This is a genomic window from Rhizorhabdus histidinilytica, assembly GCF_900167915.1.
Classification (GTDB): Bacteria; Pseudomonadota; Alphaproteobacteria; order Sphingomonadales; family Sphingomonadaceae; genus Rhizorhabdus; species Rhizorhabdus histidinilytica.
This window is the reverse complement of record NZ_FUYM01000020.1, coordinates 1-19,515: the sequence shown is the minus strand read 5'-3', so window position 1 is coordinate 19,515 and position 19,515 is coordinate 1. Positions and strand designations below refer to the sequence as shown.

18 protein-coding genes are annotated in these 19,515 nt (G+C 63.2%); 13 read left to right on the top strand and 5 right to left on the bottom strand.

The genetic code is table 11. The annotated features are described in order from the left end of the window. The first annotated feature begins 1 nt into the window (after position 1). On the top strand, positions 2-1,228 hold the full coding sequence (locus B5X82_RS24435; protein WP_079650938.1) for an MFS transporter: 1,227 nt from the start codon (positions 2-4) through the stop codon (positions 1,226-1,228). A 16-nt stretch (positions 1,229-1,244) separates the two neighbouring features. On the opposite strand, the gene B5X82_RS24430 is transcribed toward B5X82_RS24435, so the two are convergent. Both B5X82_RS24430 and B5X82_RS24425 read right to left on the bottom strand, forming a co-directional pair. After that, positions 1,245-1,829 carry a VOC family protein gene (locus B5X82_RS24430; RefSeq protein WP_217699588.1) on the bottom strand — a complete coding sequence of 195 codons (585 nt, stop codon included), beginning with the start codon at positions 1,827-1,829 and terminating at the stop codon, positions 1,245-1,247. A 126-nt stretch (positions 1,830-1,955) separates the two neighbouring features. Beyond that, positions 1,956-2,678, bottom strand: a complete 723-nt coding sequence (locus B5X82_RS24425; protein WP_139385163.1) for a helix-turn-helix transcriptional regulator — start codon at positions 2,676-2,678, stop codon at positions 1,956-1,958. 267 nt (positions 2,679-2,945) lie between these two features. Here B5X82_RS24425 and B5X82_RS24420 point away from each other — a divergent pair, with 267 nt between their 5' ends. From B5X82_RS24420 to B5X82_RS24365, 12 genes are all read left to right on the top strand, one after another. Further along, the gene (locus B5X82_RS24420) at positions 2,946-3,479 is read left to right on the top strand and encodes a MarR family winged helix-turn-helix transcriptional regulator (RefSeq protein WP_079650932.1); all 534 of its coding nucleotides are present in this window, start codon (positions 2,946-2,948) and stop codon (positions 3,477-3,479) included. A gap of 95 nt (positions 3,480-3,574) precedes the next feature. After that, on the top strand, positions 3,575-5,260 hold the full coding sequence (locus tag B5X82_RS24415; protein WP_176152695.1) for an FAD-dependent oxidoreductase: 1,686 nt from the start codon (positions 3,575-3,577) through the stop codon (positions 5,258-5,260). A gap of 51 nt (positions 5,261-5,311) precedes the next feature. Continuing rightward, entirely contained in the window at positions 5,312-6,070 is a 759-nt protein-coding gene (locus tag B5X82_RS24410) for an SDR family oxidoreductase (RefSeq protein ID WP_139385160.1), read from the top strand. 8 nt (positions 6,071-6,078) lie between these two features. After that, complete coding sequence (locus B5X82_RS24405) at positions 6,079-7,632, top strand: long-chain-fatty-acid--CoA ligase (RefSeq protein ID WP_176152694.1); 1,554 nt, start codon at positions 6,079-6,081, stop codon at positions 7,630-7,632. Continuing rightward, complete coding sequence (locus B5X82_RS24400; protein WP_176152693.1) at positions 7,629-8,405, top strand: enoyl-CoA hydratase/isomerase family protein; 777 nt, start codon at positions 7,629-7,631, stop codon at positions 8,403-8,405. Before B5X82_RS24405 ends, B5X82_RS24400 begins: the two co-directional genes overlap by 4 nt. Positions 8,406-8,436: 31 nt before the next feature. Beyond that, the gene (locus B5X82_RS24395) at positions 8,437-9,234 is read left to right on the top strand and encodes an alpha/beta fold hydrolase (RefSeq protein WP_079650922.1); all 798 of its coding nucleotides are present in this window, start codon (positions 8,437-8,439) and stop codon (positions 9,232-9,234) included. Position 9,235: 1 nt separating this feature from the next. Then, entirely contained in the window at positions 9,236-10,951 is a 1,716-nt protein-coding gene (locus B5X82_RS24390) for an FAD-dependent oxidoreductase (protein ID WP_176152692.1), read from the top strand. A 148-nt stretch (positions 10,952-11,099) separates the two neighbouring features. Next, positions 11,100-12,347: a cytochrome P450 gene (locus tag B5X82_RS24385; RefSeq protein WP_079650918.1), complete on the top strand. Its 1,248-nt coding sequence runs from the start codon at positions 11,100-11,102 to the stop codon at positions 12,345-12,347. Between the two features lie 120 nt (positions 12,348-12,467). Continuing rightward, positions 12,468-12,785: a 2Fe-2S iron-sulfur cluster-binding protein gene (locus B5X82_RS24380; RefSeq protein ID WP_079650916.1), complete on the top strand. Its 318-nt coding sequence runs from the start codon at positions 12,468-12,470 to the stop codon at positions 12,783-12,785. 11 nt (positions 12,786-12,796) lie between these two features. After that, the gene (locus B5X82_RS24375) at positions 12,797-13,525 is read left to right on the top strand and encodes a glutathione binding-like protein (RefSeq protein WP_079650915.1); all 729 of its coding nucleotides are present in this window, start codon (positions 12,797-12,799) and stop codon (positions 13,523-13,525) included. A gap of 317 nt (positions 13,526-13,842) precedes the next feature. Beyond that, positions 13,843-16,149, top strand: coding sequence for a TonB-dependent receptor (locus tag B5X82_RS24370; protein ID WP_235862794.1), 2,307 nt, complete (start codon positions 13,843-13,845; stop codon positions 16,147-16,149). 76 nt (positions 16,150-16,225) lie between these two features. After that, a complete protein-coding gene (locus B5X82_RS24365) occupies positions 16,226-16,909 on the top strand; it encodes an EthD domain-containing protein (RefSeq protein ID WP_079650912.1) in 684 nt (227 codons plus the stop codon). A 60-nt stretch (positions 16,910-16,969) separates the two neighbouring features. On the opposite strand, the gene B5X82_RS24360 is transcribed toward B5X82_RS24365, so the two are convergent. From B5X82_RS24360 to B5X82_RS24350, 3 genes are all read right to left on the bottom strand, one after another. After that, positions 16,970-17,728 (bottom strand): SDR family NAD(P)-dependent oxidoreductase, encoded by a 759-nt coding sequence (locus B5X82_RS24360; RefSeq protein ID WP_079650910.1) that lies wholly within the window; start codon positions 17,726-17,728, stop codon positions 16,970-16,972. 71 nt (positions 17,729-17,799) lie between these two features. Further along, positions 17,800-18,432: a VOC family protein gene (locus B5X82_RS24355; protein WP_217699587.1), complete on the bottom strand. Its 633-nt coding sequence runs from the start codon at positions 18,430-18,432 to the stop codon at positions 17,800-17,802. Between the two features lie 191 nt (positions 18,433-18,623). Then, the gene (locus B5X82_RS24350) at positions 18,624-19,421 is read right to left on the bottom strand and encodes an enoyl-CoA hydratase/isomerase family protein (protein ID WP_079650909.1); all 798 of its coding nucleotides are present in this window, start codon (positions 19,419-19,421) and stop codon (positions 18,624-18,626) included. Positions 19,422-19,515: the final 94 nt, after the last annotated feature.

Below are 19,515 nucleotides of genomic sequence, written 5' to 3'. Positions count from 1 at the left end.
TATGGGGTTGAAACAGTTGGAGGTTGTCCGCCGCGCGCCTCTCATCCTGGCGGCGGGCGTAGGCCTCGCGTGCAGCGCCATGGCGCTGCCCTTCTACGCCGTAGGTTCGCTCACCAAGCCGCTGACCGAAGTCAACGGCTGGAGCCGTTCCGATGTACAGACAGCGATCCTGCTGAGCGTCGGAATTGGTGCCGCGGTTGCGCCCCTGGTCGGCCGGCTCGTCGAACGCTACGGGCCGCGCCGGATCGCGATCGGCGGGCTGATCGGTGTGTCCGCCTCCTTCCTGGTTGCGGCGGCTGCCGGATCGTCGATACTGATCTTCCACGCCGCTTTCGTCATGATGGCGATCCTCGGCGCTGGATCGAGTCCGGTCAGTTGGACGCGCGGCATCGCCACAAGCTTCCAGCGCGAACTCGGACTTGCGCTGGGCCTTACGCTTACCGGCACCGGCATCTGCGCGATCCTCGCGCCGCAGTTCACCACGTGGATGATCGCCCGCTTCGGCGTCCAGGCAGCTATTGCCGGGCTCGGCCTCATCCCTTTGATTATCGCGCTGCCGCTTGTCTTGCTGTTCTTCCATCCGGTCCAGCCGGGTGCGGAGCGACCGGACGAGCCGATCGTTGTGCGGAGCGGCCTGAGCTTGGCCGAAGCACGGGGCACTTATCGCTTCTGGGCGTTATTCACCTCGGTCGCTTGCATCTATCTGGCCCAGGCAGGCATTATCACCAACCTCATTCCCGCGATTGGCGATCGCGGTTTCTCGCCACAGGATGCCGCCAACTTCCAGGGCGTGCTGGGCATTTCGATCATCGTCGGGCGGATCGGCATTGGCCTGCTGCTCGACAGGATCTGGGCGCCGGCAGTCGCCGCCGTAGTGACGTCGCTGCCGGTTGTCGCCTGCCTGATGATTCCCGGAAGCACTGGCTATCTGCCGATCCTGCTGTCAACCATCCTGCTGGGCCTCGCAACCGGTGCCGAGCTCGATTTCCTGGCGTTCCTGACCGCCCGCTATTTCGGATCACGCGACTATGCGACGATCTATGCGGTTATATACGCAGCACTGGCGATCGCCGGCGGAATCGCTCCCCTCGCCTTCGCGAAATTCTACGATCATTTCGGGAGCTATACGCCCGCATTCCACGTGGCCGCAGGGCTATATGCCGTGGGTTCGCTGCTGGTGCTGACCTTGGGCCGCTATCCCAAGGGATTCGCCCACGCGACCGACTGACGCGCGGGTCACCGGATCAGGCTTGCCGCTGGCTCCGGATGAACTCCACCAGCGCGGTTCCGACATCCCGGCCTTCGGCTTCCGCGCTCTTCTTGGTATCGCACCACATCTTCAGGTCGTTTTCGGCCCGCTTGGCATGCTGGTTCCACTCGAGATCGAGCGGCGTCGTGATTTCGAGCCGGATCTCGTTGGGGTCGTGAAAATAGATGCTGTAGATCAGGCCGTCATGATCGGTCGGGCCGACGATATCGACACCGTTGGAACGAAGCCAGGCCGCCCAGCGATCGACCTCTTCACGGTCTTTCGCCTGAAGCGCGATATGGTCGAAGATGTCATAGGCCGGATGCGCGACTTCGGAGCGAGGGGGCAGGCCTGGCGCCTCGAAGAAGGCCAGGGTCGAGCCGTCCTGCATCTTGAAGAAGATATGGAAATAAGGGAACTGATCCCCGGTCGACGGAACGCTGTCGTCGTAGACGGTGCTCGCCAGATCCATGCCCATGATCCGCGTATAGAAATCCGCGGTCTTTTCGACATCGTGTGTTACCCATGCCGCATGATTGAGCATCAGGGGCGTCAATTTCGTGTCGGCAAACTCGGACATTTACAACTCCGGAGATTCAGATTCTCGATCTAGATCGCGGTGTAGGCGCGGCAGCCGGTCGTTAATGTCCCCGAACAACGGGACTTCGATATTTACCGTTCGAACCGGTTCGAAATCTGGAGGCGGTCAGCTATTCAACGTCTCGGGCACCTGCTCGAGATACCAGAGCAGCAGTTCGCGCTGGCTGCCGATCCCGAGATGCTGGTAAGCGCGCTTGCGGTAGGTCATCACGCTTTCCTTGCCGATCCCGAGATCGAGCGCGATGCCGCAGGACGAATAGCCGTACAGGATGCGCGCACAGACCTCGCCTTCGCGGCGCGACAGGCTCTTGGTGCTGAGAATGCGCTCCTGGATCTGGACGAGCGACGTCAGCGCCGAAGACGAGGTCGGCTTCGACAGGAAGAGATTCTGATGCCGCGCCGCCAGCGAGATGAGGACGTCGGCGGCTTCGCGCAGGCGGCCCAACTGGGCCTCGGTCGCTTCGTGGCGCTGCGACGTGCGCAATATGCGGATGCAGTAAGGCGAGCCGAGCTTGCTGCCGAGAACCATGATGCCCTGGTGCTGGACGGCCGGCAGGATGCTGCAATCGAGCGCGCTCGAAAGCCGGTAGGTGTCGACTCGCGATCCGGACGTCCCGAGCTGACGAAAGCGGCGCTTGACCTCATAGGAGCTCAAATAGGCTTCGGGAATCGTGGCGATGCCCGCCGAGCCGACTTCGACCAGATCATAATTGCTGAGCTGATAGATGGTGCAGTGATCGGCGCCCACGACGCGATCGAGAAAAGCGAGCATCTGATTGCCGAATTCTTCGAGGCCTATGACTTCGACGAGATCGGACAGGCCGGGCATCCATGCCTCCGCATAATCGTCAGCCTCCGCAGCCCTGTAAGCCAGCACGGTAGCCATTCCACACCCTCCTCGCTTGTTGTCTTGTTAGTCGGCAATATGATTACAAAACGTATCTATTGCAATATGTAATTAATTTGTCGGGACGGTTGCGAGATGTGCGAAGCCTGATACGCTAAGGGGATCGGTGCGCTTCTGCGCATCACGACTCTTGCGTTGCGACTGAGACAAAGGGCGGGTGAATCACCTGTGGAGCGAGCTAATTCTTCGATGAGCCGACTGGGCGCCAAGGAAAGCGACGACGCGCCGCACGATCCGCGCCCGCCAGCGTGCTTCGCGCCAGAGCATTCGCTGCCGCACGCGTTCAGCGTCGTGGCGAACCGGATCAGCCGCATGCTCGAGCGCATGTATGGCGAACTGTTCGGCCTGTCGGTCGCTGACTGGCGAATCGTCGCGATCCTCGGAACCCATTATCCGCTGTCGGCCAAGGCGCTGGCGGAGCTGACCGCGATGGATCAGGTCAGCGTCAGTCGCGCGATCGATCAGCTGAGCAACAAGAAGCTCGTCCTCCGGCGGATCGACACCGCGGACCGCCGACGCGTGGCGCTCAGCCTCAGCAAGCGCGGACATGATATCTATAATCAGGTCGTGCCGCTGCTATATGCGAGCGAGCGGATGCTGTTGTCGGAGCTTTCGCCCGAGGACGGCGCGGCTTTGCGCAGGATCATGGACCTGCTCGTGGACCGATCGAACGAGCTGTTCGGATCCGACAAGGACTGGCGCTCGATCGCCGACGAGGCGTAACCTTCAGGCGGGTCCCGCCTTCAGGGGACATTGGCAGCCGTCGACATCTCTAGAACGGCACGTGCGTCCAAAGTGATGCGCAATGGGAGCGGATGATGCCGGATTGGGACGATAGCTACGACATCGTCTGCGTCGGATCGGGCGCTGGGGGACTTGCCGCAGCGGTGGTCGCCGCGGAGCGTGGCGCGCGCGTCCTGGTTGTTGAAAAGGACGACAAGCTCGGCGGCGTCACGGCGCTCACCGGGGGCCAGATCTGGGTCGCGCCCAATCCGCTTCAGCCGCAGGGCGACGCCGCCGATTCGGTCGCGGACGCCCTGGCCTATATGGATTTTCTTTCAGCGGGGATGGGCAGCGTCGAGAATCGCCGCGCCTATGTCGAGCGCGGCAGCGAGGCGATCGCGTATCTGATCGGTCTCGGTCTCGGGCTGAGCCCGATCGACGGCTTCGCCGATTATTATTTCCCCGACGCGCCCGGCTCGAAAGCCGATGGGCGATATCTCGAACCCTTGCCGTTCCCGGCGACGCTGCTCGGGGCCTGGGCCGAGCGGACGACGGTCGGCCAGGGCACGATGACGACCCAGCATGGCGGCAGCCTGCTGACCAATGCCGAATTGACCCGCGCGGCGGTCGATCCCGACGGGATCGCGCGTCGGAAAGCGGACAGGGCCGGGCGTGGCGAACGGTGCATGGGATCGGGGCTGATCGCCAATCTCGTCCACATGGCGGCCGAACGCGGCGTCGATATGTGGACCGCCTCGCCCGCGCTGCGCCTGATCGGCGAAGATCGGGTCGAGGGCCTGATCGTCGGCGGCCCCGATCGCGAGCGGCGGGTTCGCGCCGACGCCGTGATCCTCGCGACCGGGGCCTATGACTGGTCGCCCGAACTCGTCGAGGCGCACGAGTTCATCAGGGACATGTACAGCCTCACCCCGCCCACGATTACCGGCGATCATTTCCGGCTGGCGTCGCAGTTTCGCGCCAAGACCGCGACGACCTTGCCGCAGGGCTGCTCGCGGCATGTCGGTATCCACATTCCCGGGGAAAGCTGGGGCGGTCGTCCGCTGTACCGCATGATGATCATGGGGCTGCCGCATTGCGTTATGGTCAATGCCGAGGGGCGGCGTTTCGGCGACGAGTCCTTTTTCCACACCTACAGCAGCACCGCCTATGCGTTCGACGGCCATCGTCAGCGCTTTCCGAACTGGCCAGCCTGGTTCGTCTTCGACCAGACCTACAAGAGCAAATATTCGATCGGCACCATCGCACCCGAGGATCCGCTGCCCGAGGGCATGGCAATGGTCGCCGATTCGATCGAGGAACTGGCTGCGCTGGCCGGCATCGATGCCGCGGGATTGGCGGCGACGATCGGGCGTTTCAACGCGAATGCGGCCGAGGGCGTCGATCCGGACTTCGCGCGAGGATCGAAACCGTGGAGCAACGGATGGGGCGACAGCCGGTTGCCCAATCCCAATCTGGGGCCGCTCACGGCGCCGCCTTACTACGCTATCCGGCTCGGTCGGGTTGGAACGGGGCTGGCGTCGGCGGGGTTGAAGACCGGCGCGGCGGGACAGGTGATCGACATGGCCGATCGAGCCGTTCCGGGGCTCTACGCGATCGGTAACGCCGCCGCGCGGATCGAGATGGGTTGCGGCTATAACAGCGGCATGGCGATCGGCCGAAGCCTGGTCTTCGGCTATCTCGCCGCCCGCGACGCGGTGTCGATCAGGTTCGTCGAAGCCCGCCGGGAACCTGTCCCCATGGCGCGGGACATACGGGTATAGCATGCTCAATATGGGTGAGGCCCATGCCGATAGAAAGCGATCCGACAGGCTGTGACGAACGATAAATCCCGCTGGAAGGGCAAGGTTGCGATGGTGACGGGGGCCACGACCGGTATCGGCGAGGCCGTCGCCTATCAGGTCGCCGAGATGGGTCTGTCGGTCGTTCTGGTTGGCCGCCGCGCGGACCGACTCGAAGCCGTCGCCGAGAATGTCCGCGCGCGCGGGGGCAAGGCCACGCCGATCAACTGCGACATCGGCGATCCCGCTGCGATCTCGGCTCTGTTCGACGAAGTGCGAAACCGCGTAGGCGGCCTGGACGTGCTGATAAACAACGCCGGGGTCGGCTATCAGAGCGCGATTGGGACGTTCGACACCACCGAGCTGCGACAGGTGCTCGACATCAACGTGCTGGGTACCGCGCTGTGCATTCGCGAGGCGTTGCCATTTTTCGACAATCGGCTGGATACGGCGATCGTCACCATCTCGTCGATGGCCGCGCACCGCATACCGGCCGGCGGTTATGGCATGTACGCCGCGTCCAAGCATGCGGTTCGCGCGATCATGGAAGCGCTGCGCCTCGAACTTGCGGAAATCCGCAGCCCAACAAAGGTGGCCAACATATCGCCAGGCACCGTCGCCACCGAATTCCACAAATTGTTCGTCCGTACGGGCGAAGATCCGACCGAAGCGCTGCCGTTCCAGCGGCTGACCCCCGATGATGTCGCCGATGCGGTGGCCTATCTTCTGTCAACGCCGAGCCACGTCCAGATCAACGAGATGTTGATCAGGCCGACCGGTCAAATTGGTTGAGAATGACGATGCAATATACCGTGGCGGATGTCGTCCGCGTCCGCGCCGCCGAGGATCCTCAGCGGCTGGCCGTGTCGTCGGAGGACAAGGCGCTCGACTGGACCGAGCTGTATCGCAATGCACGCCGCGTGGCCGACGGGCTGCAGCGCAGCGGGATCCGGCCCCAGGAGCGGGTATCCTTCATCGATCGCAACTGCATCGAATATTTCGAGTTCATTTTCGGCTGCGCGCTGCTGAACGTCATTCCCGTGCCAATCAACTGGCGCCTGTCGGCCGCCGAAATCCTGGAAACGCTGCGCGACGCTGGTTCGCGGTTGCTGATCGTGGGCGAGGAGTTCCACCCGACGATCGCCTCGATCGAGGCGGACCTTCCTGCAGTCGAGATGATCGCCATCGGCGACCATGGGCGGTGGCGGGGCTATCTCGACTGGTGCGGCACAGGTGATCCGGCCGATCCGATGGTCCATCCTAAGCCTGACGATGTTGCTATCCATTTCTATTCCAGCGGCACCACCGGCCGGCCCAAGGGCATTTTGTGGAGTGCGGCCAACGCCGAATTCCTGCTGCGCGACACCAGCCGCTATTATGGGATCGTTCGCGACGATGTGAGCCTGCTCACGATGCCGCTGTTCCACAGCGGCGGCACGGGCTGGTCGCTCTGCGGCATGATTAACGGCTGTAAGTCGGTCACGGTGCGGCAGTTCGAGGCACGGTCGGTGCTCGACACGATCGCGCGCGAGGGGGTGACGGTCAGCATGTTCGTGCCGGCGATGCTGGCGGCAATCTGCGCGGTGCCTGGCGCGCGAGACAAGACGGCCAGCGTCCGCCAGATCAACTATACCGGCTCGCCGATCACCGAGAAGAATCTGCTGGACTCGATGGCGGTATTCGATGCGGCCTTCATCCAGAATTACGGCCTGGCCGAGACGACCGGCGGCTTTGCTCAGCTCGATCCCGAGGACCACGACCCCAATGGTCCGCGCGCGGCGCTGCTGCGCTCGGTGGGCAAGGCCTATCCCGGCATCGAGCTCAAGGTGGTCGATCCGGAAACCGGCGAGGAGCAGGCGCCCGGCGCGTTCGGTGAACTCTGGACCCGATCGGGCCAGAATATGCTCGGCTATTACAATATGCCCGAGGCAACCGCGCGGACGATCACCGCGGACGGCTGGCTGAAAACCGGCGACGGCGGGTATATCGATGCCGAGGGCTATATCTTCCTCACCGACCGGCTCAAGGACGTGATCATCTCGGGCGGGGAGAATGTCTATCCGACCGAGGTGGAGAATGTCCTCGCATCGCATCCCGCCGTGGCCGAAGTCGCGGTGATCGGCGTGCCGAGCGAGCGCTGGGGCGAGACGGTCAAGGCGATCGTCGCGTTGAAGCCGGGCCAGCAGGCGACCGCCGAGGAACTGATTGGATACTCGGCGACGCTGCTGGCGGGTTACAAGCGGCCGACCTCGGTCGACTTTCTGCCGGCACTGCCACGCAATCCGACCGGCAAGCTGCTAAAGGCGGTCCTGCGTGAGCCCTATTGGCAGGCCATGCAGCGGAGGATTGCGTGACCATCGAATCGGCCTGCGAGGATATTCTCGTCCGGACGGACGGCCCGATCGTCACTATAGCGTTCAATCGGCCCGACAAGCTCAATGCGCTTACCGCCGAGATGTCGCGCGAATTCCTGCGGCTGTTGCGCGCGCTTTCCGATGATGCCGACAGCCGCGTCGCGATATTGGCCGGGCAAGGCCGGGCCTTCTGCGTCGGCGGCGACTTGTCCCTTGAGGAATCCTTCACCGCGCTGACCTTCCAACGTGAACTCGAACTGTTCGCGGAAACCGTCCTCGCCATCCTGTCCTGCCCCAAGCCCATCATCTGCCGGCTGCATGGCGACGCGGTGGGCTGGGGCGCCACCATCGCCTTATATTGCGACATGGTGATCGCCAGCGAACCGGCGCGGATCGGCGATCCACATGTCACTGTGGGGCTGTCGACCGGCGATGGCGCGTCGGTGATCTGGCCGCAACTGGCGGGCTATGCCCGTGCAAAGCAGTTCCTGCTTAGCGGCGAATTGATGGGAGCGGTCCAGGCCGAACGCTACGGGCTGGTCAACGAAGTTGTCGCCGCTGCCACGCTCGACGAGCGGATCGGCCAGCTCGCGGGGAAGATCGCGTCCAAGCCGCAGCTTGCGGTCGCGATGACCAAAGCCTCGGTCAACATAGCGCTGAAGAAGCTCGTCCAGTCGAGCATGGACACCTATATCGCCTATGAACTCGCGACGCAGCAGCACCCGGATCATCTGAAAGCGGTCGACGCGTTCCTGAACAGCCGCAGAAAATAAACGACGTGCACGCCAGATTCACGGGAGAGACATGAAGATGGACGGCAGCAAATCGGCGGATGGCATCTGGTCGGAGCAGCATGGCGGCGGCGACGCGGTGTTGCTGCTCGTCCACGGGCTTGGCGCCAATGGTGCCGTCTGGGATCCATTGCTCGAACTGGCCATCCAAAGCTGGCCCGGCAAGATCGTCGTTCCCGACCTGCGCGGACATGGGCGCTCCGATCATCGCGACAATTATTCGTTCGGCACAATGGCGGCGGATCTTGCAGGACTGATCGCGCCCGGCGCGCGGGTCAGCATCATCGGCCATTCGCTTGGGGGGCTGCTAGGCGCGTTTCTCGGCTCCGGATGGTTTGGCGTAGAGGTCGATGACGTGCTCGCCTTGTCAGTCAAGATGAAGTGGAGCCCCGAGGAGATCGAAAAGGGTCGGGCCGTGGCGCGCAATCCGGTCAAGTGGCTGCCCAGCCGCGATGAGGCGCTCGGTCGCTACCTGCGCGTATCGGGGCTTGACGCCTCCGCCGCGAGGATACGTCGGTCGGCCGACGCCGGGATCGTCGAGCGGGACGGCAGTTACCGTCTAGCGATGGACGGCAGGGTCTTCGGGACGGCATCGCTCGGCGTCAGGACGATCGTCGATGCCGCGCGCTGCCCAGTGGCTTTCGCGACCGGAGAAGCCGATCCTCTGGCCCCATCAGCGGATTTCGCGGAGCTCGGCGTGCCAGTGACGATTATCGGCGGCGCCGGTCATCAGGTTCCCGTCGAAGCGCCAGCAGATGTCTGGCGCCTCTTCTCCGACGCGCATCGCTCGGCGGCGAAGCCGTCGGCCTGACATGGGCGCGCCGACCCTAATCGACTGCGACGTTGCGGTCGTCGGATCCGGTGCGGCGGGCATGGCGGCGGCGATCGTGGCGGCCTCGAAGGGCCTTCGGGTCATATTGGTCGAAAAGGCGCCTCTGCTCGGCGGAACGACGGCCCTCTCTGGCGGCGGAATATGGGTTCCCGCAAACAGCTTGATGCGGGCGGCGGGTTTCGACGATTCCGTCGACAGCGCCATGGCTTATCTGTGCGCCATCATCGGTCCGCAGTGCGATCGGGCCGCGATCGCCAACTTCCTGGCGCATGCACCCGAAGCGATCGATTATCTCCGCGACCATTCGGACCTGGCCTTTTCGACCCGCACCTTCTCGCCCGATTATTATTCGGAAGAACCCGAAGCCACGCGCAGCAGCCGTGCGCTCGACACCGTAGAATATGACGGGCGCCTGCTCGGCGAAGACCTTGCCTTGATCCGCCCGCCGCGGCCAGAGTCCCTCCTGTTTGGCGGAATGGCGGTCAGCGGCGCCGACGTCGCACAATTGCGCAATAGTTTTCGGTCGCCGACCGACTTCCTCCTTACCGCGGGCAAGCTGCTCGCTTATGGTGTCCGGCGGCTGCGCTACGGCCGCGATACGAGACTGGTGCTGGGCCAGGCCATGATCGGCCGGATGCTGAAATCACTCCGCACCCTGGGCGTGCGGATCATCGTCGACGCGCCCGCAGAGCGACTGATCGAAGAGGCGGAGAGCATTCGCGGCGTGGAGATCCGTCGCGGAGGGAAATCGGTGCGGATTGCGGCAACTCGGGGCATCGTCCTGGCGGCTGGCGGTTTTGGGCATGATCGCGACATGATCAACACATGGATTCCCTCCCCGGAGCACCATCTTGCAGTGGGCGTGCCCGAGACGACCGGGGACGGCATACGACTGGGCTTGTCCGTCCGTGGGTTGCTGTCGAGGACCGATGGCCGGGACAGCGCCTATTGGTCGCCGGTATCGCGGTGGACGAAAGCCGATGGGTCGCAACGAACCTTCCCCCATCTGGTCAGCGACCGGGCCAAGCCGGGCGTAATCGCCGTCGATCAGCAAGGCAATCGCTTTGTCGATGAAGCCACAACCTATCATGATTTCGTCCGCGCAATGCACGATCCCGCTCGGCAATCGGTGCGCAATCCATGTTGGCTGATCTGTGACGCCACCGCGCTCAGGGCCTATGGTCTCGGCCATGCCCGCCCTTGGCCCTTTCCCAAGCACCGGTTGCTTGCCGACGGCTATCTGATCCGCAGCCGATCGATCGAGGCGCTGGCGATGCGGCTGGCGATCGAACCGGCGGCACTGCGAACGACCGTCGAGCGCTATAATGCGGATGCCGCGCGAGGAGTGGATCGGGAACAGGGCAAGGGAGCGACGGTCTATGATCGCTCCATGGGTGATCCGCTTCGGCAACCAAATCCCTGCCTTGCACCCGTGTCGAAGCCCCCTTTCTATGCGGTGCAAATCTTCGCGGGCAGCCTCGGCACCAGTCGCGGCCTGCGGACCGACGCACATGCGCGCGTGATCGATCGCGACGGCCGACCGGTTGCCGGACTCTACGCAGTAGGCAACGACGCCGACGCGGTTTTTCAGGGAGCCTATCCGGGACCGGGCGCGTCACTCGGACCCGCGCTCACCAGCAGTTATCTGGCCGCCTGCGACCTGGCTGGAAAATGCCCCGGATCAAAGGAGGTTTAAGTAGAAGTGTCCCTGAGAATGGGGACTTTGCCAACGGCCCGGCGATGCTATCGCAGCCGGCATAGTCGCTTCGGCAAGAGCGGAATTTACGGCTTTTAGGCGGCTACAATAATGTGGCGGCTGACGTGCATTTGACTGGGAGATGGTCATGAACTCTTACACTGCAGGCGCCGTTCCGGCTGGCGACATCCCGGACAATGTCCCCATCGATCGTGTCTTTGACGTCGACTGCTTCAACTTGGCGGGCATCGAAGAAGGTTATCAGGAAGCTTGCAAGCGCTTGCAGGCACCCGGCATGCCCAACATGATCTGGACGCCGCGCAACGGCGGTCACTGGATCGTAACGCGCGGTAAGCTGGTCCGCGATGTGCTGAACAGCCCCGACCGCTTTTCCTCGCAGGTCATCGTGCTGCCGAAGGAAGCCGGCGAGAAATACGATCTCCTGCCCACCCGCCTCGATCCGCCGCAGCACGGCGGACATCGCGCGGTGATCAACAAGACGCTGAACCCGCGCGAGATGCGCCGCATCGAATCTTCGGTCCGCCAGATCGCCATCGACCTGATAGAGCCACTCGTCGCCAAGGGCCGGTGCGACTTCTCGCTCGATTTCGCGCAGCAATTCCCCATCCGCGTCTTTATGAAGATGGTCGACCTGCCGATGACCGACGCGCCGCTGCTCAAGCATTATGCGACGCAGATTCTGCGGCCCGATGGCGCGAACAGCGCCGAAATGGCCATCTCTGTCGAAAACGCGGTCCAAGGCTTCTATGCTTATCTTGAGCCGGTCATCAACGAGCGCCGGGGCAATGACGGCACCGATATGGTCTCTATCGTTATTAACAGCGAGATCGATGGCGCGCCGATCTCACAGGCCGATGCGCTGAGCCTGATTGCCAACCTGCTGCTCGCCGGCCTCGATACGGTCGTCAGCTTCCTGAGCTTCATGATGCTGTTCCTGGGCCGCAACCCCGAACATCTCAAGCAGCTGGCCGACAATCCCGCGTCGATTCCGCAAAGCGTAGAAGAGCTGCTCCGTCGATTCCCGATCGTGTCGGACGCCCGAATGGTGACGGACGATTTCGAATATGACGGCGTGATGCTCAAGCGTGGGGACATGGTTCAGGTGCCCACAGCGCTTGCCGGCCTCGACGAGGAGATGAACGAAGATCCCTGGAAAGTGATCTTCAATCGCAAAAAGCTCGAGCATTCGACGTTCGGGGGCGGCCCTCACCGCTGTGCCGGCCTGCATCTGGCGCGGATGGAAATCACGATCACGCTGCAGGAATGGCTCGCGCGGATCCCGAGCTTTCGGGTCACCAAGGATGCCAACCCGATTTTCTCATCGGGCATGGTTGCGATGGTAGAGAACGTGCCTCTGGAGTGGGACGTCGCCTGATCGGCCGATAGGACCGCAACATCCTTCTGTTTCTCCGCCCGTCCGTTCTGTGGACGGGCAGATAACCTCTTTTGCTGATCGGGTGACCTCTTCCCGATCTAACGCCAGGAAATTCATCGCATGATCAAGCTCCATATCGTCACGACGGACGGGGACGACCTTTACGCCGAAGCGGACGAGAGCCAGTCCGTGATGGAAATCCTTCGCGACAAGAATATCGAGGAAATCCGGGCGCTGTGCGGCGGGCAGCTGTCGTGCGCGACCTGCCACGTCTATGTCGATCCCGCTTATGCGGACCGCCTGCCGCCGATGCTGGCCGAGGAGGACGACCTGCTCGATAGTTCGGATCACCGCACCCCGGAATCGCGGCTTTCGTGCCAGATCTTCTGCGTCGATGCGCTCGACGGCATCAAGGTCACCGTGGCCCCCTCTGACTGAATGGACGCGCGGTGATCGATCTTCATTATGTTCGCACCTCCAACGGGCTGAAGATCGCGATCATGCTCGAAGAGATCGAGCTCGATTATCGAATCATCGAATATGACATCTTCGCGGGCGATCATCTGAAGCCTCAGTTCAAGGCGATCAATCCCAACCACAAGCTCCCCGCGATCGTCGATCACGCGCCTGAAGACGGCGAAGGCGCGATGCCGATCTTCGAGACGGGCGCGATCCTGCTCTATCTGGCCGAGAAGTCGGGCCGGCTGATCCCGTCGGCGCCGCGTCGGCGCATGGAGGCGCTGCAATGGCTCGCCTGGCAGATTTCGGGTCTCGGACCGATGCTCGGCCAGGGCTATCATTTCGCGCGCTATGCGCCCGAGGGGCAGGATTACGGAATCGCCCGCTACACCCGCGAGGCAAGGCGCCTATTGGGTGTCCTGAACTACCGGCTATCGGACCAGCCCTTCCTCGCCGGCGAATATTCCATCGCCGACATCGCCTGCTGGCCCTGGCTTCAGAATGTCGGCAATCTCGACATCGACCGGGCCGAATTTCCGGCCATCCAGCGCTGGTGGGACGGCATCGCCGCACGTCCGGCGGTGCAGCGTGTCGTACGCTCGTCGACCACCGAAGTACCCACCGCCTATGTCCAGCGGCGGATGTCGCTTACGCCGGCGCAGTGGTCGAACCTGTTCGGCGACAAGTTGCTGGACGCCGTCGCGTCGCCGGATCCGTAGAAGTTCCGGAAGCGACCGTCCCCGGCGTCGAAGCGCCGCGAATCCTGCGCGCGCCGGCCCGAAACCCGAACCAAAAGTAAATCACCCCCACTGCGAATTCCTGGTCCCCGTCGGCGGGGAGTGCGGCGTGGGGACCCGTCCTTAAAGCTCTGCCGATCGCTCCGAACTTCGGTCCGACCGACCCATGCCGGAGCGAAATAACGACAAGCAGGAGGAAGAGGATGGGCAATTCGCGGGGCGCTGTAAGGCGTGCGTCGTCAGGGAAGATAGTCGGCCGCGCCGGCTCGATGGTAGCGCTGCTGTTGGCATCGTCGGCCTTGGCGCAGACGTCTTCCGCGGGAGACGCGAGCGGGTCGGCCGCCAGCGATGGCGACATCGTCGTCACGGCGAACAAGCGCGAACAGAAATTGAACGATGTCGGCCTGGCGGTCGCGGTGGTCGGCGGGCAGGCCCTGCGGAACCAGCGCATATCGTCGCTGGCCGATATCGCCCAGTCGGTTCCGGGCCTGTCGTTCACGCCGACCCCCAACAGCACCCCAGTCTATACGTTGCGGGGCATCGGCTTCTACGAGACGTCGCTCGGCGCCTATCCAACGGTGCCGGTCTATATTGACGAATTTCCGCTGTCCTTCCCGGGGACGACCAGCCATTCGGCGTTCGATCTCGAGCAGGTCGAGGTGCTGAAAGGGCCGCAAGGCACGCTGTTCGGCCAGAACGCCACTGGTGGCGCGATCAACTATATCGCGGCCAAGCCTACGAGCACGTTCAAGGCCGGCGTCGATGTCGGCTATGGACGCTTCAATGCGGTCGAGGCCGAGGGCTTCGTCAGCGGCCCGCTGGCCCAGAATCTGACGGCGCGTTTTGCGGGGCGCTACGAGCGCGCCGACGGTTGGCAGACGAGCAATTCCCGTCCGGGCGACCATAATGGCAAGAAGGAGGTGTTCGCCGGCCGGATGCTGTTCGATCTCCAGCCCGCCGATGGGCTTCGATTCCAGCTCAATCTCAATGGCTGGAAGGAGAAGGGTGAAACCCAGGCGCCGCAATATGTCGCGCTGATCGCGCAGCATGCGCCATCGCCGCCGGTCGATGCTTCGCCCTTTTCCCCGCTCAAGCCGCGCGCGGCGGACTGGACTCCGGGCACGCCCTACAAGAACAACCACATGGTCCAGGCCGCCTTGCGGACCGATGTCGGCATCACCGACGAGGTCACGCTGACGTCGCTGACATCCTATGTGCATTTCAAGCAGAATCAGGGCGACGACGGAGAAGGCTTGCCCGCCATCTCGCTGGATCTGACGCCGTCGACCGGCAAGATCGACAGCTTCGCCCAGGAGCTCCGCCTGTCGAACGGCGGCGATCATCCGCTCCGCTGGGTTGCCGGCGCCAATTATGAGAAGAGCAAGGTCTATCAGGACATTTTCGTTCGCACGCAGGACTCGTCGACCGGCTATCTGTTCGGCGGCATCGGCTATCCGAATTTCGCGACTCTCGATTATTACAGCGACCAGAAGATGGAGAATTACGCCTTCTTCGGGAATGTCGAATATGATCTGGTCGATCATGTCACGCTGAAAGGGGGGATCCGCTACACCCAGTCGAACCGTGACGCCCGCCTGTGCAGCCGCGACGCGACCGGCATTCCCGACGGTATCGGCGATTTCTTCTATGAGGTCGTCTATGGCGGCGCGTTTGGCGCCTATCCGTCCGGCCAATGCTATGTGAACAACGATCAGGGTGTCACCATCAATGGCGTCGCCCCCGGAACGCCCGGCGAATATGCTGGGAAGCTGCACCAGAACAACATTTCGTGGCGCGTGGGCGCGGACTGGAAACCGCAGCCCGAACTGCTGCTCTACGCAAATGTTGCCAGGGGCTATAAGGCGGGCAGCTTCCCGGCGGTCTCAGCTTCGGCTTTCACCCAGTTCCTGCCCGTCCGGCAGGAGTCGGTCCTCACCTACGAGGCCGGCTTCAAGGTCGATTTGTTCGATCGCAAGGCCCATCTCAACGGCGCGGCCTTCTATTACGACTATAAGGACAAGCAGCTCCGTTCGAAGCTCAACGCGCCGCCATTCGGCATTCTCGACGTTCTGCAGAATATCCCCAAGTCGACCGTCAAAGGCTTCGAGCTGGATGCTTCGGCGACACCGCTCACCGGGCTGAATATCTCGGCGGCGTTCACCTATATCGACGCGAAGATCGATCGCTTCGTGGGCATCAACGCCGCAGGTGTGGGCGCCGATTTCGCCGGCGCGCGCGTTCCGTACACGCCGAAATACCAGATCGCCTATAATGGCGATTACACGCTGCCGGTCTCCGAGAGGCTGAACGCCTTCGTGGGTACGACCGTCACCTATCGGTCGGGAACGGTCGCCGTGATCGGCGGCGACATTCCGCCGCCGGTCACGCGATCGGCATTGGCCAATCCGCTGCTGATCCACGGCTATGCGCTGGTCGATCTGCGCGCGGGCGTCGCATCGGCCGACGGCCAGTGGCGCTTCATGGTCTTCGGCAAGAATGTCCTCAACCAATATTATTGGAGCAATGTCGTGGCGTCGTTCGACACGATCGGCCGCTATGCCGGCCGGCCGGCAACCTACGGCGCGTCGGTCAGCGTTCGATATTGATGAACTTGCCGGCCGCCCTCTCCCCGGGCGGCCGGCGAGCCTCCTGACACCGGTCCCAACCAAGCAAGGATGAACCATGGCACGGGTAAAGATGTTTGCCGCGATCCCCCGTAAACTCGGCGTGTCGACGGACTATTTTCACGATCACTGGCGGCATCCGCACGGCACGATGGGGCGGCTGGTGCCGACGCTGCGGCGGTATATCCAGAGCCACAGGATCCATTCGGATTTTCTCGACGATAGCCAGGCCAGCTTCGACGGCTGCGCCGAAGTCTGGTTCGACAATGCCCAGGACGCCCTCAATTTCGCCGACGAGCCTTACTATGTGGCCAACATCAAGCCCGACGAACTGTTGTTCATCGATATGCCGCGGTTGGAATATGTCTTCACGCAGGAAGAGATGCTGTCGACCGGCGATCGCAACGCCGAATTGCTCGGTAGCATGGATGGCGCCTGGTGCGCCGATGATCGCGCGCTCAGCGTCAAATTGATCCAGCTCATCGGGGCAGGGGTCGAACAACCCTGGCGGCCCGAGGATTACGAGCTGGGACGCCGCATCGGTGCCTTGCGCCAGGTTCAGTGTCGGCCGATCGCGTCGCTTCATCCCGACGGCGCATTCGTCTCCGGGGTGCGCGAGCTCTGGTGGCCCACGCTGTCGGATATGCGGAGCGGCATAGAAGCCGATCGCGCCGCTTGGAATGCGTTGGTGGACCGCGAGGGATCGACCGCCCTCGTCGCGACAGCCGAGCGATTCATCTGACGCGACGCCGTGAAGGCCGGGGCAGTGGCATGCGCCGCCCCGACCTCCGGTTTCGGTCGATCAAATGGCCAGCATTCCACCGTCTACCGGCAGGCCCGCACCCGTGATGAAGCTGGCCTCGTCGGACAGAAGGAAGCAGGCGGCCGACGCCTGTTCCTCGGGCTGGGACATCCGCTTCATCGGGCAGGCGGCGTACAGCGCCTCTTCGAGATTGGGATCGCCGTTGAGCGCGGTCTGCAGCATCGGCGTGTCGATCAGGCCCGGCAAAACCGCGTTCACACGAATGCCCTTGGTGCCGTAGTCGAGCGCCGCGCCGCGCACGAGGCCCATGACGCCGGCTTTGCTCGCACTATATTCCGCGCTGTTGGCGACCGCGACCGACGACAGCGTCGAGGCGATGTTGACGATGGCGCCGCCCCCGGTCTGCAGCATCGCGAGAATTTCATATTTGTTGCAGAAGAACAGGCCCCGCAGGTTCACGCCGTGGCAGAAATCCCATTCCTCGGTCGACAGTTCGTGGGTGGCCTTGCCGCGCTGGGGCGTGCCGGCCGCGTTGACCGCGCCATCGAGCCGCCCATAGCTGTTCACCGCGCTGTCGACCATCGCCTTGACCTCGTTCTCCAGCGACAGGTCGGTGCGAATGGCGTGCGCCACGCCGCCCGCCTTGGTGATCATCTCGACCGCCTCCCGCGCGGTGTCCTCCGAACGATCGGCGATGGTAACCTTGCAGCCGAACTCCGCCAGCCGGCGCGCCGTCGCCCTGCCGACGCCGCTGCCGCCGCCGGTCACGATATAGGATTTGCCACTCAGTCCACGCATCATCTTCTCCTTGAAATCCCTGGTGCCGATCGGTCCCGCCGGGGCCTGGATGGCGCGCGGCCCTCGGTCCGTTAGGCCTTGTCGTATCGCTTTCGCTGCCCACGGATGAGCCTGAGCAGCGCCTCGCCGACATCGGCATTATTCGCCGCAGCTTCGTTCTTGGTGGAGATCCACGCGCGAAGATCGGCCAGGCCCTGTTCGGTATGCCGGTTCCAGTCGGCATCGAGCGGCGTGGTGATCTCCATCCGGATACCGTTGGGATCGAAGAAATAGATGCTATATATCAATCCCTTGTGGTCGACCGGCCCAACGATATCAATCCCGTTCTCCTTCAGCCACTCGGCCCACTGATCGACTTCGTCACGGTCCTTCGCTTCGAGCGCTATATGGTCGAAAACGGTGTAGGCGGCGTGGCTGGCCTCGGGCCGCTCGGGCAAGCCGATGCATTCGAAAAAGGCGATGGTCGATCCGTCCTGCATCCGGAAGAAGATGTGGAAATAGGGAAAATCGTCGCCGGTCGACGGCACCCGGTCGTCATAGACCGTGCTGGCCAATTCCATGCCCATGATGCGCATGAAGAAGTCGGCTGTCGCCTCCACGTCGTGGGTGACCCAGGCCGCGTGGTTGAGCATCACCGGCGTCAGCTTCGCGCTTCTCTTGGCCGCAGCCGCGGTTTTGCCCTCGGTCGGCGTGGTCGATATCATAGGAAAGCTCCCAAATTCTCAGCATGCAGGATATGCGGGCAGGTTACCGCGATCGAATGCGAATGACCTGTCCCTATGACCGGGGACTGGCGGTTACGGATTTCGTCGCGCACGGGCGCGCAGAGCCGCCACGGTGCGCGGGACGGCCGATCACGTACGCTTTTGACAGACGTCTGGTTCGGTGGTGCGCTCTAGGCCGCGGATATCTTTTTGCGCGCGACCCGGCTTTCGACGAAATCCTTGAGCGCCGCCTTGTGGTCGTCGCTCTTTTGCGTCACGACCTCGAGCGCGATGCAGGTGTCCATCATCTGCTGCACCAGGTTCTTCAGCGGTATGTTGATCGAAGCCTTGGTGTTGCGGATCGCCTGGGCCGGCATCGCCGCGATGGTGCGCGCGATCTCGGTGACGCGGGCGGCGAGTTCCGCCGGGGGAACCGCCTCGCCGACGAGGCCGAACTCGCTTGCCTGGCGGCCATTGATCGGCTGGCCGGTCATCAGCATCTGCCGCGCGCGTGGATAGCCGATCAGCTGCGGAAAGATGATCGCCGCGCCGTCGCCGGTCGACAGGCCCAGATGGACATGCGGATCGCTGATGGTCGCGGTCTCGCTGGCGATGATGATGTCCGAGAACAGTGCGAAGGTTGCGCCCCAGCCTACCGCCGCACCGTTCAACTGGCAGACGATCGGCTTGGCGTTGTTGAGCATCGCGAAAATGATTTCGGTGTGTACGCGCATTTCGCGTTCGAACTGGTCGCCGACGAACTCGTCATGTTCGAACAGGTCGCCGCCGGCGCAGAAGGCCCGGCCTTCGCCGGTCAGGACGACGACCTTGATCTCTTCGTCGCTGTCCACGGTGCGCAGCATGTCGAGCACTTCTGCATTCATGCGGTGCGTCGTGGAGTTGAGTTGCGCGGGTCGATTGAGCGAGACGCGAAGGATGGCGCCGTCCTTCGCGACCTTTACCTCGGCATAATCATAGGCGTTCTTCATGCATAATCTCCAGAGCCGCCGGTAATCGCGCCGATCCGGCCGGACACCGGTCGGTGAGTCGTCAGCGGCTACGTTCGTCGCGCCGACGGGCGGT